The 23,970-nt window shown below is 65.1% G+C and carries 23 protein-coding genes; 15 read left to right on the forward strand and 8 right to left on the reverse strand.

Going from position 1 to position 23,970, the window contains the following annotated elements:
- Nucleotides 1-61: 61 nt before the first annotated feature.
- The 3 genes from gor to AC13C7_RS14465 all read right to left on the reverse strand — a co-directional run bounded on the left by gor (nucleotide 62) and on the right by AC13C7_RS14465 (nucleotide 3,016).
- Nucleotides 62-1,420 carry a glutathione-disulfide reductase gene (gor, locus tag AC13C7_RS14455; RefSeq protein WP_482867901.1) on the reverse strand — a complete coding sequence of 453 codons (1,359 nt, stop codon included), beginning with the start codon at nucleotides 1,418-1,420 and terminating at the stop codon, nucleotides 62-64.
- A 105-nt stretch (nucleotides 1,421-1,525) separates the two neighbouring features.
- Nucleotides 1,526-2,314 carry a ribose-5-phosphate isomerase RpiA gene (rpiA, locus tag AC13C7_RS14460; protein WP_446119181.1) on the reverse strand — a complete coding sequence of 263 codons (789 nt, stop codon included), beginning with the start codon at nucleotides 2,312-2,314 and terminating at the stop codon, nucleotides 1,526-1,528.
- Between the two features lie 75 nt (nucleotides 2,315-2,389).
- Complete coding sequence (locus tag AC13C7_RS14465; RefSeq protein WP_482867933.1) at nucleotides 2,390-3,016, reverse strand: thiamine diphosphokinase; 627 nt, start codon at nucleotides 3,014-3,016, stop codon at nucleotides 2,390-2,392.
- Nucleotides 3,017-3,188: 172 nt separating this feature from the next.
- On the opposite strand from AC13C7_RS14465, the gene AC13C7_RS14470 reads away from it, so the two are divergent.
- Nucleotides 3,189-5,642 carry a hypothetical protein gene (locus tag AC13C7_RS14470; RefSeq protein WP_482867902.1) on the forward strand — a complete coding sequence of 818 codons (2,454 nt, stop codon included), beginning with the start codon at nucleotides 3,189-3,191 and terminating at the stop codon, nucleotides 5,640-5,642.
- Nucleotides 5,643-5,726: 84 nt separating this feature from the next.
- Here AC13C7_RS14470 and AC13C7_RS14475 read toward each other — a convergent pair whose 3' ends face one another.
- Both AC13C7_RS14475 and AC13C7_RS14480 read right to left on the reverse strand, forming a co-directional pair.
- The gene (locus AC13C7_RS14475) at nucleotides 5,727-5,972 is read right to left on the reverse strand and encodes a DUF2842 domain-containing protein (RefSeq protein WP_172317384.1); all 246 of its coding nucleotides are present in this window, start codon (nucleotides 5,970-5,972) and stop codon (nucleotides 5,727-5,729) included.
- A gap of 22 nt (nucleotides 5,973-5,994) precedes the next feature.
- Nucleotides 5,995-7,290, reverse strand: a complete 1,296-nt coding sequence (locus tag AC13C7_RS14480; RefSeq protein ID WP_482867903.1) for an adenylosuccinate synthase — start codon at nucleotides 7,288-7,290, stop codon at nucleotides 5,995-5,997.
- Between the two features lie 165 nt (nucleotides 7,291-7,455).
- Between AC13C7_RS14480 and AC13C7_RS14485 the strand changes: the two genes are divergently transcribed.
- The 13 genes from AC13C7_RS14485 to AC13C7_RS14545 all read left to right on the forward strand — a co-directional run bounded on the left by AC13C7_RS14485 (nucleotide 7,456) and on the right by AC13C7_RS14545 (nucleotide 19,379).
- Nucleotides 7,456-8,697: a GAF domain-containing sensor histidine kinase gene (locus AC13C7_RS14485; protein ID WP_482867904.1), complete on the forward strand. Its 1,242-nt coding sequence runs from the start codon at nucleotides 7,456-7,458 to the stop codon at nucleotides 8,695-8,697.
- Nucleotides 8,698-8,820: 123 nt separating this feature from the next.
- Nucleotides 8,821-9,195 (forward strand): preprotein translocase subunit SecG, encoded by a 375-nt coding sequence (secG, locus tag AC13C7_RS14490; RefSeq protein WP_172317378.1) that lies wholly within the window; start codon nucleotides 8,821-8,823, stop codon nucleotides 9,193-9,195.
- Nucleotides 9,196-9,358: 163 nt separating this feature from the next.
- Entirely contained in the window at nucleotides 9,359-11,002 is a 1,644-nt protein-coding gene (locus tag AC13C7_RS14495) for a CTP synthase (RefSeq protein WP_482867905.1), read from the forward strand.
- Nucleotides 11,003-11,134: 132 nt separating this feature from the next.
- Entirely contained in the window at nucleotides 11,135-11,716 is a 582-nt protein-coding gene (locus AC13C7_RS14500; RefSeq protein ID WP_482867906.1) for an outer membrane protein, read from the forward strand.
- A 139-nt stretch (nucleotides 11,717-11,855) separates the two neighbouring features.
- On the forward strand, nucleotides 11,856-12,431 hold the full coding sequence (locus tag AC13C7_RS14505; protein ID WP_482867907.1) for a porin family protein: 576 nt from the start codon (nucleotides 11,856-11,858) through the stop codon (nucleotides 12,429-12,431).
- Between the two features lie 64 nt (nucleotides 12,432-12,495).
- Nucleotides 12,496-13,398 (forward strand): PhzF family phenazine biosynthesis protein, encoded by a 903-nt coding sequence (locus AC13C7_RS14510; protein ID WP_482867908.1) that lies wholly within the window; start codon nucleotides 12,496-12,498, stop codon nucleotides 13,396-13,398.
- A gap of 39 nt (nucleotides 13,399-13,437) precedes the next feature.
- Nucleotides 13,438-13,878, forward strand: a complete 441-nt coding sequence (locus tag AC13C7_RS14515) for a tellurite resistance TerB family protein (RefSeq protein ID WP_172317370.1) — start codon at nucleotides 13,438-13,440, stop codon at nucleotides 13,876-13,878.
- On the forward strand, nucleotides 13,875-14,666 hold the full coding sequence (locus tag AC13C7_RS14520) for a phosphate/phosphite/phosphonate ABC transporter substrate-binding protein (protein WP_172317368.1): 792 nt from the start codon (nucleotides 13,875-13,877) through the stop codon (nucleotides 14,664-14,666). The genes AC13C7_RS14515 and AC13C7_RS14520 overlap by 4 nt, the downstream gene beginning before the upstream one ends.
- Nucleotides 14,667-14,741: 75 nt before the next feature.
- Complete coding sequence (locus AC13C7_RS14525; protein WP_328700452.1) at nucleotides 14,742-15,521, forward strand: ABC transporter ATP-binding protein; 780 nt, start codon at nucleotides 14,742-14,744, stop codon at nucleotides 15,519-15,521.
- 33 nt (nucleotides 15,522-15,554) lie between these two features.
- The gene (locus AC13C7_RS14530) at nucleotides 15,555-16,295 is read left to right on the forward strand and encodes a transporter substrate-binding domain-containing protein (protein WP_172317366.1); all 741 of its coding nucleotides are present in this window, start codon (nucleotides 15,555-15,557) and stop codon (nucleotides 16,293-16,295) included.
- Nucleotides 16,296-16,355: 60 nt separating this feature from the next.
- Complete coding sequence (locus AC13C7_RS14535; protein WP_482867909.1) at nucleotides 16,356-17,237, forward strand: ABC transporter permease; 882 nt, start codon at nucleotides 16,356-16,358, stop codon at nucleotides 17,235-17,237.
- A complete protein-coding gene (locus AC13C7_RS14540) occupies nucleotides 17,234-18,058 on the forward strand; it encodes an ABC transporter permease (protein ID WP_482867910.1) in 825 nt (274 codons plus the stop codon). The genes AC13C7_RS14535 and AC13C7_RS14540 overlap by 4 nt, the downstream gene beginning before the upstream one ends.
- A 109-nt stretch (nucleotides 18,059-18,167) precedes the next feature.
- Complete coding sequence (locus AC13C7_RS14545; protein WP_482867911.1) at nucleotides 18,168-19,379, forward strand: DegT/DnrJ/EryC1/StrS family aminotransferase; 1,212 nt, start codon at nucleotides 18,168-18,170, stop codon at nucleotides 19,377-19,379.
- A 49-nt stretch (nucleotides 19,380-19,428) separates the two neighbouring features.
- Here AC13C7_RS14545 and phaR read toward each other — a convergent pair whose 3' ends face one another.
- The 3 genes from phaR to AC13C7_RS14560 all read right to left on the reverse strand — a co-directional run bounded on the left by phaR (nucleotide 19,429) and on the right by AC13C7_RS14560 (nucleotide 22,565).
- Nucleotides 19,429-19,971, reverse strand: coding sequence for a polyhydroxyalkanoate synthesis repressor PhaR (gene phaR / locus AC13C7_RS14550; protein ID WP_172317358.1), 543 nt, complete (start codon nucleotides 19,969-19,971; stop codon nucleotides 19,429-19,431).
- 187 nt (nucleotides 19,972-20,158) lie between these two features.
- Nucleotides 20,159-20,608, reverse strand: coding sequence for a phasin family protein (locus AC13C7_RS14555; protein ID WP_482867912.1), 450 nt, complete (start codon nucleotides 20,606-20,608; stop codon nucleotides 20,159-20,161).
- Nucleotides 20,609-20,753: 145 nt separating this feature from the next.
- Entirely contained in the window at nucleotides 20,754-22,565 is a 1,812-nt protein-coding gene (locus tag AC13C7_RS14560; RefSeq protein ID WP_482867913.1) for a PHA/PHB synthase family protein, read from the reverse strand.
- A gap of 127 nt (nucleotides 22,566-22,692) precedes the next feature.
- On the opposite strand from AC13C7_RS14560, the gene phaZ reads away from it, so the two are divergent.
- The gene (gene phaZ / locus AC13C7_RS14565) at nucleotides 22,693-23,964 is read left to right on the forward strand and encodes a polyhydroxyalkanoate depolymerase (protein ID WP_172317352.1); all 1,272 of its coding nucleotides are present in this window, start codon (nucleotides 22,693-22,695) and stop codon (nucleotides 23,962-23,964) included.
- Nucleotides 23,965-23,970: the final 6 nt, after the last annotated feature.

A 23,970-nucleotide genomic window follows, 5' to 3' on the forward strand; every position in this document is an offset into this window, starting at 1 on the left:
AAGCCGCACACGTCGGCGCGCGCGGCGGTTCCTTGCTACCTGTGCTTATACTGGTCGAAAATCAAGCCGTGCGCACGGGTGTTTTCATCGTGACCAGTTCTTCGGCCATCGTGGGGTGGACCGCAACCGTGCGGTCGAAATCCTCTTTCGTGGCCCCCATGCGCACCGCGATGCCCACCATCTGGATCATTTCGCCCGCGTGATCGCCCACCAGATGCACGCCCAGGACGCGGCGCGTGTCGGCGCAGACGACCAGTTTCATCAGCACTTTTTCAGCGTGCCCGGCGAACATCGGTTGCATCGGGCGGAAGGCGGCGACATAGACCTCGATCGGGCCTTGGGCGCGGGCCGCCTCCTCGGTGAGGCCCACGGTGCCCATCTCGGGCTGCGTGAAGACGGCCGAGGGGATCAGGTCATGCTCGGCCTTGCGCGGCGTGCCGCCAAAGACGGTGTCGGCAAAGGCGTGGCCCTCGCGGATCGCCACAGGCGTCAGGTTGACGCGGTCGGTCACGTCGCCCACGGCAAAGACCGAGGGGATGTTGGTCTGGCTGTACTCATCCACCGCAATCGCCCCGTTCTCGCGCAGGGTGACGCCGATCTCCTCCAGCCCCAGGCCGGCGGTGTTGGGGTGGCGCCCGGTGGCATACATCACCGCGTCATATTGCGCGATGGAGCCGTCGCCGGAGGTCGCCTTGATGCCGTCGGGGCCGCGCTCCAGCTTGCGCAGCACGGTGTCGGTATGAAGCGTCACACCGCGCGCGCGCATCGCGTCGGCGATGTGGTCGCGCGCCTCATCGTCGAAGCCGCGCAGGATCTGGGGACCGCGATAGAATTGCGTCACGTCCACGCCCAAGCCATTCAGAATGCAGGAAAATTCACAGGCGATATAGCCGCCCCCGACGATCAGGATGGATTTCGGCAGCGCGTCGAGCTTGAAGATCTCGTTCGAGGTTATGACCAGGTCGGAGCCGGGGAAATCCGGCACGAAGGGCCAGCCGCCGGTGGCGATGAGGATGTGTTTCGCGGTTTTCGTGCTGCCATCGGCCAGCTTGACGCTGTGGGGGTCGGCAAGCGTCGCGCGGGTATCGAAGACCTCCACGCCCGCGCGGTCCAGGTTGCGGCGATAGGCCGCTTCCAACCGGTTAAGCTCGGCCTCCAGTTTGCCGTGAAACCTGCCCCAGTCGAACGCCCCGAGCGTGGCCTCCCACCCATAGGCCGCCGCATCGCGCACCTGGTCGGGGTATTCCGAGGCATAGACCATCAGTTTCTTCGGCACGCAGCCCCGGATCACGCAGGTTCCGCCCATGCGGTATTCCTCGGCCAGCGCCACCTTCGCGCCATGTTCCGCCGCGATCCGCCCCGCGCGCACCCCGCCCGAGCCGCCGCCAATGACGAAAAGGTCGTAATCGAATGCGCTCATGTCACGCCGTCCTTCCTGATTGCCTCATAACCCCTATCTGGCGCCAATCACCCCCGCGCGCAGCCCGCGCGGCTGCACACGTCCCTGTGCAACAGGAGGTGGCGATCACTCCGCGATGTCGACGAAGAGGTTGTCGGTGTCGATGATGTCGATGCGCTCGTGTTCAACGGTGCCGTTGTTGATGTCGCGCACTTCCACGCTGCCATCGCCCTTGCCGATCACCACCACGTCGCAGATATCGAGGAAGAGCCCGTTTTCGACCACGCCCGGCACCTGGTTCAGCACCAGGCTCAGCTGCTGCGGATTGGGGATGTGGCGCAGGTGCAGATCGAGGATGAAGTTGCCTTCATCGGTGCGGAACGGCGTGTCGTGGTTGAGGCGCAGCGAGGTCGTGTTGCCGAGCACGTCGAGATTTCCCAGCATCTCCTCGACCAGCGCCTTGGTGGTCTGCCAGCCGAACGGGATCACCTCGATCGGCAGCGGGAAGGCCCCGAGGGTTTCGACCTGCTTGGTGGCATCGGCGATCACGATCATCTGGTCGCTGGCCGTGGCCACGATCTTCTCCTGCAAGAGCGCCCCGCCGCCGCCCTTGATGAGGTTCAGTTGCGGGTCGTATTCATCGGCCCCGTCGATGGTCAGGTCCAGCCATTTGACCTCATCGAGCGTCGAGATCGGCACCCCCACCTGGCGCGCCAGATCGGCGGTGCGGGTCGAAGTGGCGACGCCGGTGACCTTGATCCCCTCATCGCGCACCAGTTCCCCCAGGCAGCGCACCATCCAGGCCGCCGTCGAGCCCGTGCCGAGCCCGATCCGCATCCCGTCCTCGACATAATCCACCGCGCGTTTGGCGGCGACGAATTTGGCCTTGTCGATGGGCGAAAGCTGTGCGGTCATGTCGGTTGCGTCCCTCGTTGATTGGGCTCGGGTTTACACAAGCGCGCCTGCACTGGCGAGGGAAAAACGCGCCTGTCAGAACAGCGCGGCGCACACGATGCGCAAATGCGCCTTGGGCAGGATCACCAGCATCGCGGCGGCGTCCATCGTCAGGCGGACGCTGGCGGCCACGCTGCGGTTCGAGGTGCCGATGCGTCTGCCGGGCGCGAAATCCAGCCCGTCGATGGGCCATTCCAGACCTTGCGATGTCCCGCTGACGGGGGCCAGCGGAAAGAGCGAGACGCGCGTGCCGATGGGCAGGCGCAGGGTCAGCTCGGCGGGGCAGAGGAAGACCAGATCGGCCCCGCCCAGGACGATCGCGCGCGGGGCCCGCTGCGCCATCAGCGTGTGCCAGGCGGCCAGTTCATGATCGCTGCGCCCGCCGGTAAACCCAAGCGCCAGCACGCCGGGCGCGTCAATGCGCGACAGCGCCTTGTGAAAATCCGTGCTCTCCTGCTCGGCCACATGTATAAAGGCCCCGTCAGGCAGCGAGACGCGGGCGTGATCCGAGATCGAATCGAGATCGCCGACAACCGCGCAAGGACGGTATCCGAGGCTCAGGGCAGCATCCGCGCCGCTATCGGCGGCCACGAGTTTCGGGGCGAGGCTTAAAGATTCGGCAAGATCGGCCGGGTTAAGGTCCCCCCCGCCCAATAATGTCACCAAGGTGTCAGATCGGATTTTGGACGATGAAGCTGGCAAGATATCGCCTTTTTTCCGGACAGAAATCAAAGAATGGCCCCAATGGTGACCGTTTTGAATGGAATAGATTTGTCAGAAGATTTCGCAAGAGTGTAAATTCCGGGGCCACGCCGGGAGGAGCAGAGGCAAGACCATGAGTGATGCAAACAAGATTTTGACGGTCTCCTACGGGACGTTCTCCTGCACGCTGGAAGGGTTCAACGATCCCTTCTCGGCGATGAAGGCGATCGCGGAATATTTCCGCGACCTGGCCGCGGGCGACAGGTTCTTCGGGGCCGAGCCGCCGACCCCCGACGCCGAGATGCTGCACCGGATCACCGAACAGGCGGTCAAGGCGCGGGTCAATGCGCAGCTCTCCGAAACCGGGCTGATCCTGCGCCAGTCGGACGAAGCCTATGACAATACCGACGCCGCCCCCGAAGGCGCAATGGCCGAGGATGGCGATGCGGCGCGTGGCGTGGCCGAGGTCGAGGAGGACGGCGCCAGCCCCGAAGATGTCGCGGAAGCGGCCGAGGATGTGGCCGAAGACACCGCCGATCTGGCCGATGCCGCCGAGGAGGTGGCCGAGGATGCGGCGGAGTTGGCCGAGGCTGCGGGCGACCTGGCCGAGGCGGAGGCGTCTGCGGCTGAAGACGAACCCGAGGATGGTCGCGAGCAGGCCCCTGCCGAGGATGTCGCGCAGGATGAGGCCCTCGTCGAAGATACCGCAGCCACCGAGGTTGCCGCGGAAGACGAGTCCCTCGTCGCGGATTTCACGGCCCCCGAAGCCGCTGCCGAGGACACGACCGGCGACGACGCACCGGCAGAGGAAACCGCCGAAGATGCGGCGGAAAATTTCTTTGCCGAAAGCGACACGCCGGTTGAGGCCGAGGATGAGGACAGCGATGCCGCCGCCCTCGCCGCCGCCGCCAGCGCCACTGCCGCAGCCCTTGCCGCCGGTGCCGCCGGTGCCGCTGATGCGGAAGAGGACGGGCAGGACGACCGGGCCGAGGGCGAAGACACGCTTTCCGCGGTCATGCAGGCGATGTCGGCCGCCGATGAGACTGTGCAGCACCGCGCCGCGGACAACCGCGCCGAGGAAGCCGTTGCCGAACCCGTCGAGGAAAGCTTTCCCGACCCCGACAGTGTCGCCGCGAAACTGGCCCGCATCCGCCGCGTCGTCGCGCTGGAGGAAGCCCGCGACCGCGATGACGAGATCGGATATAGCGAGGACGAGCACGCAGGCGACCCTTTTTCCGATGATCCCGAGGATGGGGATGATGAAGACGTCGCCGAGGTCGGGGCCGAGGTTGGGGATGACGACACTGACGATGCGGTGGCGCAGGATGCCGATGAAAACGCCTCGGACGCGCTGATCGCGGCGCTGGCGGCGGCAGGCTCTGACGACACTCCGGCGCAGGAGACGGCCGAGGCCGTCGAGGACGCGCCCGAAACGGGTGACGCGCCGGAAGCCGAGGCCGAGGCCGCTGATGAGGCCGAGATCGCTGAAGACACCGGCAGCGAAGACGCCGCGCAACCGGCCCCCGCCGCCACAGCGCCGCGCGTCTGGGTGATCCGCGGCAAGACCAGAGCCGCTCCCGAGGCCGACGCCGAGGATGCGGCCACTGCCGACGCGGGCGACACGGACACGGCCGAGGCCGGGGCCGATCCCTCGCCCACCGATCTCGACCCCGCGGACGAGGCCGAATTGCAGCGCGAACTGGCCGCGATCGAAGCCGACCGGCAAAGCCGCCGCGCCGAGCGCGAGGCCCGCCGCCAGCAATTGGAGGAGCGCTCGGAAACCGGCGACCCGGAGGAGGATGTGCGCCGCCTGTTCGAGGCCACCGACAGCCGCCTCTCGACCGATGAGAACAGCCGCCGCCGCGCCAATATCGGCCACCTGAAAGCCGCCGTCGCCGCGCGCGCCGCCGAGGAACAGCTGGCCGAGCCGCAAGCCCCCGAGGACGAGACCGAGCCATACCGCGAAGACCTGGCCCGCGTCATGCGCCCGCGCCGGGTGCAGAAGGAGGGCCAGCGCCGCCTGGACCGCCCCGCCCCGGCCACCGCCCGGCCCGCGCCGCTGGTGCTGGTCTCGGAGCAGCGCGTCGATGAGACCACCGGCGAGGGCCGCGCCCGCGCGCTGCCCACCGCCACCGTGGTGCGCCCGCGCCGCGTGGTGAAAAGCAACCTTGCCGTCGCCCGCGATGTGTCGCGCGACGATGAGGACCTAGCGGACGAGGATCAGGACGCCGCGACCGGCACGCTTGACCTGGAACCCGAGCAGGCCATCGCCCGGGTTGTCGATACACCCGCCCCCACCGGGCCGGTGCTGGCGGATGATGAATTCGGGCGTTACGCACAGGAAAACGGCGCCAGTGAGCTGGTCGATGTCGCGGCTGCCGCCGCCGGGTTCGTGACGCATCGCATGGGCCAGTCGGTCTTTGGCCGCGCAGAGGTCGTCAACCTGGTGATCCAGGCATCGAATAGCGAGATCGCGCGCGAGGATGCGCTGCGTGCCTTCGGCCTGATCCTGAATGACGGCCAGATCGAGAAGATCCGCCGCGGCCAGTTCCGCCTGACCCGGAAATCGGATTACTACCGCCGCTGACCGCAGGCCCCGATCCCGAACAGGGAAACCCCCGGCAGGCGATGCGCCTTCCGGGGGTTTTCTTTTGTCATCACCAGATGTCGGTCACCGGTCGGGTGTGTCGTCCCGGTCTCTGTCCGCATCCGGGTCGGGCTGGCCGATCCCCATGAAGATCGGCTTGAGCGGAATGATCCAGACCACCCCCAGGCCCACGAAGATCGCCAGTTGCAGCAGCACCGACTGCACCTCCAGGAAACTGGTCAGGAACCAGGCCACGGCGATGTAGCCGGGCAGGCCGAGAAGCAAGATCACCAGCGCCCAGCGGCGGCGCGCCTTGTAGGACAGGGCCATATCGGGCCTCCTTATCAGTCGGTCAGTCGGCGAAGGGGTCGGTCACCAGGATGGTATCCTCGCGTTCCGGGCTGGTCGAGAGCATGGCGACAGGGCATTGGATCAATTCCTCGACCCGGCGCACATATTTGATCGCGTTGGCGGGCAGGTCGGCCCAGGAGCGGGCGCCTTCCGTGGTCTCGGACCAGCCCGGCATCTCCTCGTAGACCGGCACGCAGCGGGCCTGTTGCTCGGCGGCGGTGGGCAGGTAGTCCAGCACCTCGCCTTCCAGCGCGTAGCCGGTGCAGATGCGCAGCGTCTCGAACCCGTCCAGCACGTCGAGCTTGGTCAGCGCGATGCCGTTGACACCGCTCGTGGCGCAGGTCTGGCGCACGAGGACGGCGTCGAACCAGCCGCAGCGGCGCTTGCGCCCCGTGGTGGTGCCGAACTCATGCCCCCGCTCGCCCAGGCGCTGGCCGTCGGCATCCTCCAATTCGGTCGGGAACGGGCCTTCGCCGACGCGGGTGGTGTAGGCCTTGACGATGCCAAGCACGAAGTCGATCGCGCCGGGGCCGATGCCTACGCCGGTGGCGGCCTGGCCCGCGATGACATTGGACGAGGTGACAAAGGGATAAGTGCCGAAGTCGATATCCAGGAGCGCACCCTGCGCCCCTTCAAAGAGGATGCGTTTGCCGGCGCGGCGCTTCTCGTTCATCACCTTCCAGACCGGCGCGGCGTATTCCAGAACCTGCGGCGCGATCTGGCGCAGATCGGCCAGCAGCCGGTCGCGATCGACAGGCGCGATGCCCAGACCCCGGCGCAGCGGGTTGTGATGTTGCAGCGCGCGGTCCACCCGCGCCTCAAGCGTCGCGTCATCGGCCAGATCGGCCACCCGGACCGAGCGGCGGCCCACCTTGTCCTCATAGGCCGGGCCGATGCCGCGCCCGGTGGTGCCGATCTTGGTGCCCGTGCTGGCGGCCTCCTCGCGGGCGCGATCAAGCTCACCGTGGATGGGCAGGATCAGCGGCGTGTTCTCGGCGATCATCAGCGTCTCGGGGCTGATCTGCACGCCCTGCGCGCGGATGGTCTCGATCTCACGCATCAGGTGCCAGGGGTCCAGCACCACGCCATTGCCGATGACGGACAGCTTGCCGCCGCGCACCACGCCCGAGGGCAGCGCGTGCAGCTTGTAGACGGTGCCATCGACAACCAGCGTGTGGCCCGCGTTATGGCCGCCCTGGAATCGCGCGATCACATCGGCGCGCTCGGACAGCCAATCGACGATCTTGCCCTTGCCTTCATCGCCCCACTGGGCCCCCACCACCACGACATTGGCCATGCTGTTCGTCCTTCCTGTCCGAAACTCCGCAGGCGGTATAGCGGCGCGGGAGGCGGGGTGAAACCGGAATCTGGCGCGGCGCGCGCGCGGTCAGGCAAGATTGCCTCCCATCCCGTGTTGTGCAAGATTTGGCGGATGTCGGGTGACATACGGGATGGGTGGGATATGACGGACGAAATGCTGCGCCGGACGCAGTTGCAGGATAACGCCGCCTTTCTGGCGCGCGCGCATGATTTCCAGGCCGATATCGAGATGCTGTCCAGCAGCGATCTTGTCGGCACCATCCTCGAAACCGTGATGCTGGCCGCGAATATGCGCTTTGCGGCGGTCGCGCGCGTGACCGAGGATCGCTGGGTCGCCTGCCGGACCGTGGACGAGGTCGATTTCGGCCTGGCACCGGGCGACGAGATCGAGATCCGGTCGACCTTCTGCCAATCGGTTCGGGTGACGCGGCAGAAAGTGCTGTTCAACGATGTCGCCACCGATGAGGTCTACCGGAACCACCCGATCGCGGCAAAGTTCGGCATCGTCAGCTACGCCTCGATCCCGATCCATCGCAGCGATGGCAGTTTCTTCGGCACGCTCTGCGCCATCGACACCGTGCCGCGCGACGTCAAGCACCCCCGCGCCGTCGCCATGCTGGAGATGTTCGCGGACCTCATCGGCCGCAGCCTGGAGACCGAGGAACGGCTGGAGGCACAGGAGGCGCATGTCGCCCATGAGCGCGAGATGGCGCGCATCCAGGAGGAATTCGTCGCCGTCCTGGGCCATGACCTGCGCAACCCGGTGGCCGCCCTCGACGCGGGCCTGCGGCTGCTGGCGAAGGAGCCGCAGACCGACAAGGCGCGCGATCTGCTGCCCCTGATGCGCGCCTCGGTGCATCGCATGAGCGACCTGATCGGCAATATCATGCTGCACGCGAAGAACCGTCTCGGCGGCGGCATCCGGGTCAACGCCGAGCCCGACGCGCCGCTGTCGCAGGCCATCACCCATGTCGTCGGGGAAATCCGGTCGGCCTTTCCCGAGAGGGAGATCGCGCTGGATCTGTCGATCACCCGTCCCGTGCACTGCGATGCCGCGCGGGTGGCGCAGGCGGTTTCGAACCTCGTGTCAAACGCCGTGCAGCATGGACAAGAGGGCGCCCCCATCGCGGTTCGGGCGGTGACGGATGCGCAAGGCGTCACTGTCTGTGTCGCCAACCAGGGCGAGGCCCTGCCCGAGGAGATGCGTCAGCAACTGTTCCAGCCCTTCCAGAGGGGCAACCGGGAAAGCGGCGGCGGGTTGGGGCTTGGCCTCTATATCGCGGGCTCCATCGCCGACGCGCATGGCGGGCGGATCGAGGTGGACTGCGCGGACGGCACCACCACCTTCACGATTGCGCTGCCGGACCCCGTGGCACCGACATGAGGGGCGGCATGCGCATCACCGTCCGGCGAAACCCGTGCTGCACCTGCATCCATGGGCTTGCGGCGGCCTGTCGCATCTCATAAGTAGGCGAGAAAGCACACCAAGGCCCGGACCGATCCCCCCATGGAAAATGTCATTCTCGTCATCCACCTGATCCTCGCCATCTGCCTGATCGGCGTGGTGCTGCTGCAACGCTCCGAAGGGGGCGGGCTCGGCATGGGCGGCGGCGGTGGCGGCGGCGCGATGACGGGGCGGTCTGCGGCCTCGGCGCTTGGCAAGATCACCTGGGTTTTCGCGGTTGCCTTCCTGGTCACCTCGATCACGCTGACCATCCTGTCGGCGCAGAACTCGGGCGGCGGATCGGTGCTGGACCGGGTCACCGACGCGCCAGCGGAAGAGCCCGGCGATGCGCCCGTCCTTCCCGACCTGAGCGGCGACGGCCCGCTTCTGCCGCCATCCGATAGCGACGCGCCGCTGGTGCCGCCGCGCACCGAATGATCCAATAAATCTTGGGGGCCTGCCCCCTTTACTCAACATCATCTAGCGGCTGCCTTGCGGACGCGCTGCGAATCCTGTTATCCTCAAATCCCGTGAGTATCGGATTTCAGGACCGGGAATCGCTATTGCGATGCGGCGGTCCGGCACGGGGGGCAAGCACCATATGGCGCGTTTCATCTTCATCACCGGCGGTGTGGTCTCGAGCCTGGGCAAGGGGCTGGCCTCGGCGGCGCTCGGCTCGCTTCTGCAGGCGCGTGGATTCACCGTGCGGCTGCGCAAGCTGGACCCTTACCTGAACGTCGATCCCGGCACGATGAGCCCGTTCGAACATGGCGAGGTCTTCGTCACCGATGACGGGGCCGAAACCGACCTCGACCTCGGCCATTACGAGCGTTTCACCGGCGTGCCTGCCTGCAAGACCGATTCTGTCAGCTCGGGCCGGATCTATTCGGACGTGCTGGAGAAGGAGCGCAAGGGCGACTACCTGGGCAAGACCATCCAGGTGATTCCGCATGTCACCAACGAGATCAAGGATTTCATCCGCATCGGCGAGGATGACGTGGATTTCATGCTCTGCGAAATCGGCGGCACGGTGGGCGATATCGAGGGCCTGCCATTCTTCGAGGCGATCCGCCAGTTCTCCCATGACAAGCCGCGCGGGCAGTGCATCTTCATGCACCTGACGCTGCTGCCCTACCTGGCCGCCAGCGGTGAATTGAAGACCAAGCCGACGCAGCACAGCGTCAAGGAATTGCAGTCCATCGGCATCGCGCCCGATATCCTTGTCTGCCGCTCGGAACAGCCGATCCCCGAGAAGGAGCGCGAGAAGATCGCCCTTTTCTGCAATGTCCGCAAGGAGGCGGTGGTGCCCGCCTATGACCTCAAGTCGATCTACGAGGCGCCGCTGGCCTATCACCGCGAGGGGCTGGACCAGGCGGTGCTGGACGCGTTCAACATCTCGCCCGCGCCGCGCCCCGATCTGGGCATCTGGCAGGACGTGGCCGACCGCATCCACCATACCGAGGGCGAGATCAACGTCGCCATCGTCGGCAAGTACACGCAGCTGGAAGACGCCTACAAGTCGATCAAGGAGGCGCTGACCCATGGCGGCATGGCCAACCGGGTCAAGGTCAATGTCGACTGGGTCGATGCGGAGGTGTTCGACACCGAAGACCCCGCGCCGCATCTTGAGGGCTTCCACGCGATCCTGGTCCCCGGCGGGTTCGGCGAACGCGGCACCGAGGGCAAGATCAAGGCGGCAGAGTTTGCCCGCACGCGGAAAATTCCCTATCTGGGCATCTGCCTCGGCATGCAGATGGCGGTGATCGAGGCCGCGCGCAACCTGGCCAAGATGGAGGATGCGGGGTCCGAGGAGTTCGACTTCGAGGCCGGGAAAAAGCGGTTCACGCCCGTGGTCTACCACCTCAAGGAATGGGTTCAGGGCAATCATACCGTGTCCCGCAAGGTCACGGATGACAAGGGCGGCACCATGCGGCTTGGCGCGTATGACGCGGTGTTGAAGGACGACTCAAAAGTGGCCGAGATCTACGGCACCACCCGGATCGAGGAACGCCACCGCCACCGCTACGAGGTCGACCTGCGCTTTCAGAAGGCGCTTGAGGAAAAGGGCCTGATCTTCTCCGGCATGTCCCCCGATGGCCGCCTGCCCGAGATCGTCGAGGTCGAGGATCACCCGTGGTATATCGGCGTGCAATTCCACCCCGAGCTGAAATCCAAACCCTTCGCGCCGCACCCCCTCTTCGCCGATTTCGTGCGCGCGGCGGTGGACGTGTCGCGGCTGGTGTGAGGGACACAGACAGGGAAAATCGAGCCGCCCCCATCGCCGGGGCGGCTTTTCTTTGAACGCCGGTCCGCCGTCCTGCGACCCATGATCACGACATCCTTTTCTCTTCACGATCATTTTCCAGGAGGCCGCCCCATGCGCCGTTCCCTCAAGACCTTTACCGCCGCCCTTGCCCTTTCCGCCGCGACGGCCCCCGCCGCTTTCGCCGACGCCACTGCCTTCCAGGGGCTTTATGGCGGTTTTTCCATGGGGCTCAGCAGCGCCGACATCAACGCGATCACCGCCGATATCGACACCGGTTTCAGCGGCGATGTGTTCGTCGGCTACAACCACGCGATCGGCCCGAACTGGGTGATCGGGGGCGAGCTTGGCTATGGCCGGTCCCTCGGCCATGACATTCCGGCGCTTTTCCCCGCCTCGTTCGATGTCGAGAACCTGGTCACGGTCAGCGCGCGCGCGGGCTACGTGACCGGCAACACGATGATCTATGGCCGTCTTGGCTACCAGTCCGGCGACATGGCGATCAATTTCGCCCCCGGCACGCCCGACCTGGAGGGCCACGTCTTCGGCCTCGGGGTCGAGCACATGTTCGCGCAGAATTTCTCGGGCCGGATCGAGGTCACGCAGAGCGTCTGGGATGTCGATGGCGGCGGTGCGCCTCCGGGCACCGAACTGGAATCGACCCGCGTGTCCATCGGCGTGGCCTATCACTTCTGATCCCCGACCGGACCCCGACGAGGGGCGGCGTGCAATCCCCGGCGCGCCGCCCCTTTTTTCTCATGCGATGCTTTGAACCTTTACGCTGCGTCATCCGACCTATGGGCAGAAACCACCCCCGTCCAAGGAGGACGCCACGATGACCCGCCTGCCCCGCACCCTCGCCGCCGCGCCGATTGCCGGTGCCACTGCCACCTCAGCCCATGCCGATGCCGCGCTCTGGCAAGGTTTCTATGGCGGTCTATCTGTCGGCGCGGTCAATCCGACCGTGCCAGCGGCGACCGTCGATCCGGAAATCGCGCCGGGTTACGCCATTTTCGCGGGCTACAACCACGCCCTCGGCCCCAACTGGGTGCTTGGCGGCGAGCTCTCCTATGGCATGTCGGGCACCCATTCCATGGCCCCCTCACCCACCACGATCGCGATGGAAAACACCCTGACGGCCAGCATTCGCGGCGGCTATGCGTTCGGCAATTCGCTGGTCTATGCGCGGCTCGGCTATCAGACCACGGATGTCGAGGTCAGCACATCCACCGGCGATTTCGAAGCCGAGGGCATGGTCTACGGGCTCGGCTTCGAACAGATGCTGGCCGAAAACCTGTCGGCCCGGATCGAGTATACCCATGCCGACATGGACCTGCGCCGGGTCGGGTTCCCGAACACGACGAATTTCGACACCGACACGATCTCGGTCGGGATCGCGTTTCATTTCTGACACTTGCGAAACGGCCCCGTTTGCGTGTCAATTGCCCCGACCTGATCCGAGAGAGAGACGCAAGATGACCGCCCTGCCCTTCGCCACCTGCGATGTGTTCACCGACGCGCCCTATGGCGGCAATCCGCTGGCCATTGTCGAGGGGGCGGATGACCTGACCACCGCGCAGATGCAGCTGATCGCGCGGGAGTTCAACCTCAGCGAGACCATCTTCGTGCAGACGCCCGATGACCCCGCCAACGCCGCCAGGGTGCGCATCTTCTTCCCCACCGCCGAGATCCCCTTTGCCGGTCATCCCACCATCGGCTGCGCGATCCGTCTGGCCAGGGTGCGGCAGGCGGGCGAGGACTGGACCGACCTGATCACGCTGGAGGAAATGGCGGGCCTGGTTCCCGTCACCGTCACCTGCAAATCGGGCAAGATCACCGCGCAGTTCACCGCGCCGGTGCTGCCGACCCCGCATCCCGGCCCCGTCGATCCCGACCTGATCGCCGACGCGCTCGGGCTGGAGCGCGCGCAGATCGGCTTTGACAGCCACGCGCCCGCGATGTGGGCGGGCGGGCCGGATTTCCTCTATGTGCCGGTGGCCAGCCTCGATGCGCTGGCCCGCGCGCAGCCCGCGCAACCCGCCTGGGGCAGGCTGACGGCGCAAAGCAATGAATCGGTCTATGTCTATGCGCGGGGGAAGGATTGCGATTTCCGCGCCCGCATGTTCGCGCCGGGGCACGGGATTGCCGAGGATCCCGCCACCGGCTCGGCCTCGGCCATCCTTGCCGCGCAACTGCACGCCTCGGCGCAGATCGGGGAGGGCACGACGCGGTTCAGCTTGCATCAGGGCGTCGAGATGGGCCGTCCGTCGCAGATCGGCCTGAGCGTCGATTGCGAGGATGGAAAGGTCACGGCGATCCGCGTCGCGGGCACAGCCGTGCCGATCATGTCGGGGCGGATCACGCCGCCCGAGGCGTGAGTGCTTGGCAGATGCGCTGATCGGGACTATCTGACATCCATGTTTGCTGATCTGCTCAAGCGCCTGACGGCCCCCGACCCCGCCCCTCTGCCCGACCCGGAGGCGAAACTGGCGCTTGCCGCCCTTCTGGTGCGCATCGCGCGCAGCGACGGCAGTTATGATGACAGCGAAAAGGCCCATATCGACCGCATCCTGGCCGCGCGTCACGATGTCGGGCCGCTCAACGTCGCCAAGCTGCGCGCCGAGGCGGAAGTGCTGGAATCCGAGGCCCCCGACACCGTCCGCTTCACACGCGCCATCAAGGAGGCGGTGCCGCATGAGGACCGCGAGGCGGTGATCGAGGCGCTGTGGTCCGTGGTGCTGGCCGATGGCGTGCGCGACCACGAGGAGGACGCGATGCTGCGGCTGACGGCGAACCTGCTTGGCATCAACGACCGCGATAGTGCGCTGGCCCGCCAACGGGTCGAAGCGCGGGGATGATCGCCGCCCTGCCGATGTATGACCGGCCCGAGACGGCGGCGGCAACCGATCGTTATTGGGGCCTTATCCGCGACGGTTTGCGGGCGCGGGAGATCGACGCGCCCGATGACCTGACGCGCACGGATGACCTCTGGACGCTCTGGCAATCGCCCGATCTGGTGCTGGCGCAGACCTGCGGGTTGCCCTTCCGCGCACATCTTCACGCACAGGTGCAACTTGTCGGCACCCCCGATTTCGGCCTGCCGGGCTGTGCTCCTGGCTATTACAACTCGGTCATCATCGCGCGGGCGTCGGATGGCGCGGTGCCGCTGACCACGCTGATGGCGGGGCGCGTGGCGATCAACGAGGGGCTCAGCCAATCGGGTTGGGCCGCGTTCCACGATTTCGCGCAGAGCATCGGCATGACGCCCGCGCGGCCGCTCATTTCGGGCGGGCACCGTAACTCGGCCCGGATGGTGGCCGAGGGCCGCGCCGACATCGCCGCGCTCGACGCGCAGACCTGGGGGCTCATCCTGCGCCACGACGCCTGGAGCGAACGCCTGACCGAGCGCAGCTGCACAAGGAAAACCCCCGCCCTGCCCTATATCACCGCCAGGGGCCAGGACGCGGAGGCCATTGCGAACGCGGTCGAGGAGGCCATCGCGGCGCTCGCGCCCGAGGATCGCCAGATGCTTGGCCTGGTCGGGCTGGCCCGCATTCCCGCCAGCGACTATCTGGCGCAGCCGCTGCCGCCCGACCCTGCCGATATGCCCGAATACCCCGTCACTCCGGCGGATGACCACGGGTAACCCGCCAGAACGGCGTTGCAATTGGGCCGATAATGCGCACAAATCGCCAATGCTCCGGGGAGGGATAGGACCAACGTGACGCAAGAGACGCCGCCCGTCATCGAAATTACGGGCCTGCACAAGAGCTATGGCGCGCTGGAGGTGCTGAAGGGCGTCGACATGGCCGCCAGGGCTGGCGATGTCGTCTCGCTGATCGGCTCGTCGGGCTCGGGCAAATCCACGCTGCTGCGCTGTGCCAACCTGCTGGAGGACAGTCAGGAGGGCGAGATCCGCTTCGAGGGCGAGGCCGTGCGCTGGAAAGGCACGGGCCATAACCGCCGCCCCGCCGACGCGGGCCAGGTCCGCCGCATCCGCACCAACCTGTCGATGGTGTTCCAACAGTTCAACCTCTGGGCGCATATGTCGATCCTGCAAAACGTGATGGAGGCGCCGGTCACCGTGTTGGGCGAGGACCGCGCCGAGGTCGAGGCCCGCGCACGCAAGTTGCTCGACAAGGTCGGGATCGGCGACAAATGCGATGTCTGGCCCGCGCAACTGTCCGGCGGCCAGCAACAGCGCGCCGCCATCGCCCGCGCGCTCTGCATGGAGCCGCGCGCGCTTCTGTTCGACGAGCCGACCTCGGCGCTGGACCCCGAGCTTGAGCAGGAGGTCGTCAAGGTCATCAAGGATCTGGCCGGTGAAGGCCGCACCATGCTGCTGGTCACCCATGACATGCGGCTGGCCCGCGATGTCAGCGACCATGTGGTGTTCCTGCACCAGGGCCGGATCGAGGAAGAAGGTCCGCCCGACACGCTTTTTGGCGCCCCCAAGACCGAGCGCCTGCAACAATTCCTCAGCCATACCGTTTCGGCCTGAGGACGAACCGAACCAAATCAGGGAGTTACAGACATGAAAAAACTGGTTCTTTCCACCACCATCCTGGCGCTGAGCGCCGGGTTTGCGCTGGCCGACAGCCATGAGCGCACCATCCGCATGGGCACCGAGGGCGCCTATCCCCCCTACAACTTCATCAATGACGATGGCGAAGTGGACGGGTTCGAGCGCGACCTTGGCGATGAGCTTTGCGCCCGCGCCGAACTGACCTGCGAATGGGTCACAAACGATTGGGATTCGATCATCCCGAACCTCACCTCGGGCAATTACGACACCATCATCGCGGGCATGTCGATCACCGACGAGCGCGACGAAGTGATTGATTTCACGCAGAACTACATCCCGCCGACCCCGTCGCTCTATGTTGCGCTCAGCGATGATGTGGACCTGTCCAGTGCCGTGATCGCGGCCCAGGCCAACACCATCCAGGCGGGTTACATCGCCGAATCCGGTGCCACGCTTCTGGAATACGCAACGCCCGATGAGACCGTCGCCGCCGTGCGCAACGGCGAGGCCGACGCGGTCTTTGCCGATGACAGCTTCCTGCTGGATATCACCGCGGAAGATCCCGACCTGATGGTCGTGGGCGACCCGGTGCCGCTTGGTGGCGGCATCGGCATGGGCCTGCGCGAGAACGATCAGGAATTGCTGGCAACCTTCGACGCGGCCATCACCTCGATGAAGGAAGACGGCAGCCTGAACGCGCTCTTGGTCGAGTGGTTCGGCGACGACGTGCCGCTCTACGACGACATGTAAGATCGGCGGGCGCAGGGCCTCTGCCTTGCGCCCGACCCCCTTTTCGCATCCCGAGGTCCGATGTTCGAGTTTTGCGCCGACCCCTCCACGCTGGAAACCGGCCCATGGTTCGCCTGCTATCTGACCAATGGCGTGCATCTGCTGTTCTATCAGAGCTTCCTGACCGTCCTTCTGCTGCTCGCCATCACCGCCCCCGTGGCGCTTGTCTTCGGCTTTGCCGGGGCCGCCGCCTCGCGCAGTCACATCGCGCCCCTGCGCTGGTTCGGCCAGGTCTACACCTCGATGGTGCGCGGCGTGCCGGATATCGTGTTCTTCCTCTTCTTCGTCATCGCGCTGGATCAGGCGCTGGAATGGATCAACCACCAGATCCGATGTCCCGACTGGGACGAGCCCATTCGCCAGGGCGCGAATTTCACCGTCTGCCAGGCGGCCAAGATCCCGCTCTCCTCCTCGCCGCAATGGGTGCATGAGGTCTATAATTTTGGCGTCGCGGTCTTCACCTTCGCCATCGTCTTCGGGGCCTTCGCGGCCAATGTCCTTTTCGGGGCGATGCGGGCGGTGCCGCGCGCACAGCTTGAAACCGCCGAGGCCTATGGCATGACGCGGCGGCAAAGCTTCTGGCGCGTGCTGGTGCCGCAGATGTGGATCTACGCGCTGCCGGGGCTTTCCAACCTCTGGATGATCCTGATCAAGGCGACGCCGCTTCTGTTCCTTCTGGGCGTGGAAGACATCGTCTACTGGGCGCGGGAGCTTGGCGGCTCGCGCACCTCGCAATTCGCCTATCCCCACCCGGATTGGCGGCTGTGGTATTTCCTTGCGCTGCTGATCTTCTATCTCGGCTTTACCCGGATCTCCGAGGTGGTGCTGGCGCGGCTCACCACGCGGCTCAGCCGGGGCCAGGCCACCATGGCAGGCGAAGCGCAGCGGAGGGCGGGGGCATGAGCTGCTGGGACACCGTTCAGGCCTATGCCTTCCGGTCCTTGGGCTATGGCGAGCGCCTGCTGCCGCGCGGCGAGATCACGCTGTGTGAACAGGTCACGCTGATCGGGTCCGGCCTGATCTGGAACGTCTATTTCGGGCTGGTGGCGCTGGTCACCGGTTTCGTCTTCGCGGTGACCCTGGCCGTGGGCAAGAACGCGACCCGCGCGTGGGCGCGCAAACCGGCGGAATGGTTCATCTTCGTCTTTCGCGGCTCGCCCCTCTTCATCCAGTTCTTCCTGGCCTATTACGCGCTGGTCAACCTGCCCGAGGAGATCGGCCGCTATGACATCAGCGGTTTCACCGACCCGTTCGCGCGGGCCTGGCTCGGCGCGGCCATCGTCCTCTTCCTCAACACCTCCGCCTATGCGGGTGAGATCTTCTACGGCGCGCTGCGTTCCGTTCCCAAGGGCGACCTGGAGGCCGCGGATGCCTATGGCCTCTCGGGCTGGAAACGCTTCCGCCGGGTGGTCTTCCCGACCACGATGCGGCTTGCCTGGCCCGCCTATACGAACGAGGCGATCTTTCTTTTCCACGCCACCACGCTGGTGTTCCTGTCGGGCTTTCCGGCCTTCCGGCAACAGGGCGATGCGCTCTATTACGCGCAGTATTTCGCGGACCGGACCTTCAACCCCTTCGTCCCCTACCCGATCGTCGCGGTCTATTTCATCATCGTGACGCTGAGTGTGATCGCGGGCTTTTCGCTGATCAACCGCCGCCTGAACCGGCATCTGCCCGGTGAAAGCCGCGCGCGCCTGAAATTCCGCCCCACCCTGATCCGCTGATCCGCCACAGATCTGCGCCCAAGTGACCGCCCGGCGCGGTTTTTCCTGTCCTTTTGCCCGCGCCCGAGGTAAAGAAAAATGAAATACAGGCTTTCAAAAAGGTGAAACCATGACGCTTGCGCCCAATGTCTATGACGCCGAGCCGATCCCCGAGGCCGCGCGCGCCGAGATCGACCGCCTGCTGGCGAGCGGTGACCTCTTCCGCTACACCGCGCCGGAAAACGCCCCGGTGGCGTTGCTGGAGCGGGAGTTTGCCAAGCTTTTGGGCACGAAATACGCGCTGGCCGTGTCGTCGTGTTCCGCCGCGCTGTTCCTGTCGCTGCTTGGCCTGGGGCTGAAACCGGGCACGAAGGTGCTGATCCCGGGCTTTACCTTCGCCGCCGTGCCGTCGGCGGTGATCCATGCCAATTGCCGCCCCGTGCTGGTCGAGGTCGGGCAGAATTACCGCATCAACTTGGAGGATTTCGCCGCCAGGCTGACCGATGAGGTCGGCGCGGTGATCATCAGCCACATGCGCGGGCATACGTCCGATATGGACGCCATCATGGCGCTTTGCGATGCCGCGGGCGTACCGGTGGTCGAGGATGCGGCGCATTCGCTCGGCACGCTCTGGAACGGGCGCAATATCGGCACCCTTGGCCGCGTCGGCTGTTTTTCCTTCCAGTCCTACAAGCTGATCAATTCCGGCGAGGGCGGCATCCTGGTGACGGATGATGCCGACCTGGTCGCGCGCGCCGTGATCATGTCGGGCGCATATGAGCATAACTGGGCCAAGCATATCGGCGGCAGTGATCCGGCGCTGGAGGCCGCGTTTGCCCGCTGGCAGAACAAGCTGCCGCTCTACAACCTGCGCCTGTCGAACCTCTCCGCCGCGATCATCCGGGCGCAATTGCCCGAGCTTGCCCGCCGGGTCCGCGATGGCCGCGCCAATCACGATTACGTCGCCGAGGCGCTGGACAGCTCGCCCTGGCTGGATGTGCCGCCGCCCTTGACCCCCGAGACCCGTGCGCCGGATTCGATCCAGTTCAACCTGGTGGGTTTCGCCGACGATGCCGAGGCGCGGGCCTTTGCCGAGGCGGCGGCCGCGCGCGGCGTCAAGGTGCAGATCTTCGGGTTGAGCCGCGACAACGCGCGCGCCTTCTGGAACTGGCAATTCATCGAGGATCTGCCCAATCTGCCGCAGACCCGCGCGATGCTGATGCGCGCCTGCGACGTGCGGCTGCCCGCGCGGCTGACGCGCAGTGAGCTGGATTTCATCGCCGACGCGCTGATCGAGGCGGCCGAGGACATCAAGGGCGTCACCCAGGCCTACGGGACCTGAATTTTCGAAAATTCAGGGGAGAATTTTTCGAGAATTCTCCCCGCCCGGATCAGAGCTTGTTCAGTTTCGACTGAAGGTCGGCGAGCTGTTTCTTGATCTCGGCCAGTTCATCCTCCGCGTTGCCGCTCTCGTCACCCTCCTCATCGCGCGGCACGCCCATGCCGCCGGTCATCGCCTTGATGAACTGTTCTTGCTGCGCGCGCATCGCCTCGAAGCCCGGCATTTTCGCCATCGGGTTCATCGCGGCGATGTTCTCGACCATCTTGGACTGCCCGTCGCGCAGCATGTCGAAGGACATCGCCAGGAACTCGGGCACCACGCTTTGCGCCTGCGTGGTGTAGCTGCGCACGAGGTCGGTCAGCACCGCAATCGGCAGCACGCTTTCGCCGCGGCTTTCATGTTCGGCCACGATTTGCAGCAGGTATTGCCGCGTCAGGTCATCGCCCGATTTCAGATCGACGATCTTCACCTCGCGCCCGTCGCGGATAAAGCCCGAGATATCCTCCAGCGTCACGTAATCCGAGGTCTCGGTGTTGTAGAGCCTGCGGCTGGCATAGCGCTTGATCAGCAGCGGCGCTTTGGCGTCACTCATGGCAACCCCTCTCCCTTATCCGTTACACTGCAATGCAGCGTTCGCAGCCTAGCCCGCTGGATTGAAAATGCAATCGCCATGCTGACATAAAAAAGAACGGCCCCCCTTTCGGGAGACCGTTCCTCTGGATGTCACGGGGGCAGGGTCGGGAGGAAACCCCGGGCCCCGTGATCGTCCTATCTGTCGCTTACGCGGCGGTCGCTTTCTTGGCGGCGGTCGTCACGTCGGCGGTTGCTTTCTTGACGGCGGCAGAGGCTTCCTCGGAGGCTTCCTTGCCAGCGGCCATCATCAGCTCGACGGTTTCGACCTGCACCTTTTTCGCGATCTCGGCGAAGGAGGCGAGGTTTTCAGCTGCCATTTCGGCCTGCGCGGAGGCGAAATCGGTCATCGCCTTGGTGTAGTCGGTCGGCTCGGATTTGACCGAGGTCACGTCCGACAGCTTGGCGATGGTGTCTTTGGTCCACTTCGAGGAGATCTCGGTGGATTTCTCGGCGGCTTCCAGAGCGACTTTCGAGAACTTCTCGCCCATTGCGGCGGAGGTCTTGAACGCGTCGTTATAGGCGGTCATGTCGACCGGGAAGTTCGCCATTGCTTCGTTGACATAGGCGGTGAAGTCGGTGGTCTTTGCTTTGGCCATGGTCTTGCTCCTGATGTTCGCCCCGGTGCCGGGGGATGAATGTGTCGGTCCGCATTGCTGCGTCTGCAAAGAATATGCGCGCTGCGTTGCAGAATTTCAAGATATTTTTCTGCACCGCAGCATATTTTCGCAAAACCGTTCAAATTCAGGAGGTTGACCCTTCCAACACATAGGTTCCGGGGGCATCGCCGAGGATCTCATGGCCCGACTCACCGGGAACGCGGGCCGCGACCTGCGCGCCGGAGCGCTTTTTCAGCCAGGCTTCCCACCGCGGCCACCACGATCCCTCGTGGAACTCGGCGGCCTCTTCCCAGGCATCCGGGCCCTGCCCCATCTCGCCACTGGTGAAATGGCCGTATTTCTTCTTGGAGGGCGGGTTGACAATGCCCGCGATATGGCCCGATTCCGACATGATGAAGGTCTTGTCCTTCGATCCGAATTTCTCGAACCCCACAAAACACTGCCGCCAGGGCGCGATATGGTCGGTCTTGGTGCCGATCGACATGACGGGCAGCTTGATGTCGCGCAGATGCACCGTCTCGCCCAGGATCTTGAAGCCATCCTCGGCCAGCGCGTTCTTCTGGCACAGCTCGCGCAGGTATTGCACCGCCATGCGCCCCGGCAGGTTGGTGCTGTCGCCGTTCCAGTAGAGCAGATCGAAGGCGGGCGGCGCCTCGCCCATCATGTAGCTTTTCACGGCGGGGCCATAGACCAGGTCGCGGGCGCGCAGGAAGCTCATGGTCTTGGACATGAAATAGCTATTGAGGATGCCCTTTTCCGTCACCTGCCGTTCGATCGCATCGACGAAATCGTCCTGCAGGAAAACTGTGAACTCGCCCTGGTCGGAGAAATCGGTCAGCGTGGTGAAGAAGGTGGCCGACTTGATCGACTTGTCGCCGCGTTTCTGCATCCAGGCCAGCGCGGCGGACAGCGTGGTGCCCGCGATGCAATAGCCGACCGCATTGACCTGTTTCTCGCCGGTGATCTCCTTGGCGGTCTCGACGGCCTGCACGTAGCCTTCCTCGACATAATCCTCCAGCCCGACATCGGCATAGCTGGGGTCCGGGTTCTTCCAGCTGACCACGAAGAGGGTATAGCCCTGTTCCAGCACCCACCGGATCAGGCTGTTCTTGGGCTTGAGGTCGAGAATGTAGAACTTGTTGATCCAGGGCGGGAAGATGACCAGCGGGGTCTTGTGGACCTTCTCGGTCAGGGGGGCATACTGGATCAGCTCCATCATCCGGTTGCGAAAGACCACCTTGCCTTGCGTCGCGCCGATGTTTTCGCCCACGGTAAAGGCGTCGGGGTCCGACAGCGTCGGCAGAAGCTCGCCGTGATGCGCCTCGATATCGCGCACCAGGTTCTCCAGCCCGTCGACCAGGCTCTGCCCCTCGGTCTCGACCGCCTTTTGCAGCGCGTCGGGATTGGTGGCCAGGTAATTGGTCGGTGCAAACAGGTCGATGATCTGGCGCGAGAAGAACTCGACCCGCTGTTTCTCCTTCGAATCCAGCCCGTCCAGATCCTTGACGGCCATGTTGATCGCATCGGCGTTCAGCTCGTATTGCTGGCGCACCAGGCGGAAATAGGGATGCGTGCGCCACATTGGGTTGGCAAAGCGGGGGTCGTCGGGCACGTCCTCATCCTCGGGCATCTCCAGCTGACCGGCGGCCAGCGCCTTCTGCGCCTCGGTGAAATGCTCCAGCGCGCGGCCCCAATAGGCCACCTGGTGGCCGATCAGCTTGCCCGGATTGGTCATCATGTCATTGAGATAGGCCGAGCCCGCCTTCATGTAGAAGTCCTGTCCCGGCCCGGTCAGTCCGGCATCGGTGGCCAGGTCCTTCTGGCCAAGGGCCGCGACCATGCGTTTGGACAGCTCCTCCATCTTCGCGAGATTGGCATTCAGCCGGTCAAGATTCTCCTCCGTCCCGGTCTCGGTCGTGTCGTCACCTTGTGCCATGGCTTGATTTTACCCTCTCGATGCTGCATGTGCATATTAGCCTTGCCGGGGTGAGGGGGCAAAGCGACGAATTGAACCGGGCCAAGCGTGACCGGGCAAATCACAGTTTTGCAGGAGTCCCACGGGGATGAAATACCTACTTACATACGACATGATGGAATCGATCCGCGTGTCCAACCAGTGGCTCGGCGCGACCGCCCGCGCGATGTGTTCCTACCCGCAGCTTGGGCTGGTCGCGAATCCGGCCATCAAGATCACCGCCGCCTGGGGCGAGGTGATGGAACGCAGCTTCGAGCGCATGGTCGTCAAGCCCGACTGGAACATCCAGATCATGACCGGCGCCGACGGGCGCGACCATTCGGTCGAGATCCAGGTGGTGCAGAAACGCCCCTTCGGCGACCTGATCCGCTTCAACGTCGCGGGGCGCGAGCCCACGGGCCGCAAGGTTCTGCTGGTGGCGCCGATGTCCGGTCATTATGCGACCCTCCTGCGGTCGACCGTCCTCAGCCTATTGCCCGATTGTGACGTCTATATCACGGATTGGCACAATGCGCGTGACATCCCGGTTTCGGTCGGCAAGTTCGACGTCGAGGATTATACCCTCTACCTCGTTGACTTCATGAAGGAAATCGGCCCCGACACGCATGTGATCGCGGTCTGTCAGCCCGCGCCCCTGGCGCTGGCCGCCACCGCCTACCTGGCCGAGGAAGACCCCGACGCGCAGCCGCGCACCCTGACGCTGATCGGCGGCCCGATCGACCCCGATGCGGCGGCGACGGATGTGACCGATTTCGGCAACCGCGTCACCATGGGCCAGCTCGAACAGCACGTGCTGCAACGCGTCGGCTTCAAGTACAAGGGCGCGGGGCGGATGGTCTATCCCGGCCTGCAGCAGCTCTCCAGCTTCATCGCCATGAATGCCGAGAAACATGCCAAGGCCTTCACCGACCAGATCATGCGCGTCGCCAAGGGCGAGGCGTCCGAACATGACAAGCACAACCGGTTCTACGACGAGTATTTGGCCGTGATGGACATGACGGCGGAGTTCTACCTCTCCACCGTCGAACGCATCTTCAAGGGGCTGGAGATTGCCGAGAACCGCTTTACCGTGGCGGGCAAACAGGTCGATATCGGCAAGATCACCACCGTGGCGGTCAAGACCGTCGAGGGCGGCAAGGACGATATCTCGGCCCCCGGTCAATGCGTCGCCGCGCTGCGGCTATGCACCGGCTTGCCCGAGTCCAAGAAGGCCAGCTACCTGGAACCCGATGCGGGCCATTACGGGATCTTCGCGGGCAAAAGCTGGCGCAACAAGATCCGTCCCCTCGTGCTGGATTTCATCGACGCGAATTGCGACGTGCCGAAAACGCCGGTGACCTCGGGCGTCGCCGCCGAGTAGGCCGGG

Source organism: Alterinioella sp. B-7 (genome assembly GCF_056857775.1).

Excerpts from the sequence above, each read along its gene's own strand:
- AC13C7_RS14530 (WP_172317366.1), top strand. The coding sequence starts at position 15,555 with ATGAAAAAACTGGTTCTTTCCACCACCATCCTGGCGCTGAGCGCCGGG.
- AC13C7_RS14540 (WP_482867910.1), top strand. The coding sequence starts at position 17,234 with ATGAGCTGCTGGGACACCGTTCAGGCCTATGCCTTCCGGTCCTTGGGC.
- AC13C7_RS14520 (WP_172317368.1), top strand. The coding sequence starts at position 13,875 with ATGATCGCCGCCCTGCCGATGTATGACCGGCCCGAGACGGCGGCGGCA.
- AC13C7_RS14475 (WP_172317384.1), bottom strand. The coding sequence starts at position 5,972 with ATGGCCCTGTCCTACAAGGCGCGCCGCCGCTGGGCGCTGGTGATCTTG.
- AC13C7_RS14495 (WP_482867905.1), top strand. The coding sequence starts at position 9,359 with ATGGCGCGTTTCATCTTCATCACCGGCGGTGTGGTCTCGAGCCTGGGC.
- phaZ (WP_172317352.1), top strand. The coding sequence starts at position 22,693 with ATGAAATACCTACTTACATACGACATGATGGAATCGATCCGCGTGTCC.
- AC13C7_RS14505 (WP_482867907.1), top strand. The coding sequence starts at position 11,856 with ATGACCCGCCTGCCCCGCACCCTCGCCGCCGCGCCGATTGCCGGTGCC.
- AC13C7_RS14480 (WP_482867903.1), bottom strand. The coding sequence starts at position 7,290 with ATGGCCAATGTCGTGGTGGTGGGGGCCCAGTGGGGCGATGAAGGCAAG.
- AC13C7_RS14510 (WP_482867908.1), top strand. The coding sequence starts at position 12,496 with ATGACCGCCCTGCCCTTCGCCACCTGCGATGTGTTCACCGACGCGCCC.
- AC13C7_RS14545 (WP_482867911.1), top strand. The coding sequence starts at position 18,168 with ATGACGCTTGCGCCCAATGTCTATGACGCCGAGCCGATCCCCGAGGCC.
- AC13C7_RS14500 (WP_482867906.1), top strand. The coding sequence starts at position 11,135 with ATGCGCCGTTCCCTCAAGACCTTTACCGCCGCCCTTGCCCTTTCCGCC.
- gor (WP_482867901.1), bottom strand. The coding sequence starts at position 1,420 with ATGAGCGCATTCGATTACGACCTTTTCGTCATTGGCGGCGGCTCGGGC.
- AC13C7_RS14515 (WP_172317370.1), top strand. The coding sequence starts at position 13,438 with ATGTTTGCTGATCTGCTCAAGCGCCTGACGGCCCCCGACCCCGCCCCT.
- AC13C7_RS14485 (WP_482867904.1), top strand. The coding sequence starts at position 7,456 with ATGACGGACGAAATGCTGCGCCGGACGCAGTTGCAGGATAACGCCGCC.
- AC13C7_RS14555 (WP_482867912.1), bottom strand. The coding sequence starts at position 20,608 with ATGGCCAAAGCAAAGACCACCGACTTCACCGCCTATGTCAACGAAGCA.
- rpiA (WP_446119181.1), bottom strand. The coding sequence starts at position 2,314 with ATGACCGCACAGCTTTCGCCCATCGACAAGGCCAAATTCGTCGCCGCC.
- AC13C7_RS14535 (WP_482867909.1), top strand. The coding sequence starts at position 16,356 with ATGTTCGAGTTTTGCGCCGACCCCTCCACGCTGGAAACCGGCCCATGG.
- secG (WP_172317378.1), top strand. The coding sequence starts at position 8,821 with ATGGAAAATGTCATTCTCGTCATCCACCTGATCCTCGCCATCTGCCTG.
- phaR (WP_172317358.1), bottom strand. The coding sequence starts at position 19,971 with ATGAGTGACGCCAAAGCGCCGCTGCTGATCAAGCGCTATGCCAGCCGC.
- AC13C7_RS14560 (WP_482867913.1), bottom strand. The coding sequence starts at position 22,565 with ATGGCACAAGGTGACGACACGACCGAGACCGGGACGGAGGAGAATCTT.
- AC13C7_RS14470 (WP_482867902.1), top strand. The coding sequence starts at position 3,189 with ATGAGTGATGCAAACAAGATTTTGACGGTCTCCTACGGGACGTTCTCC.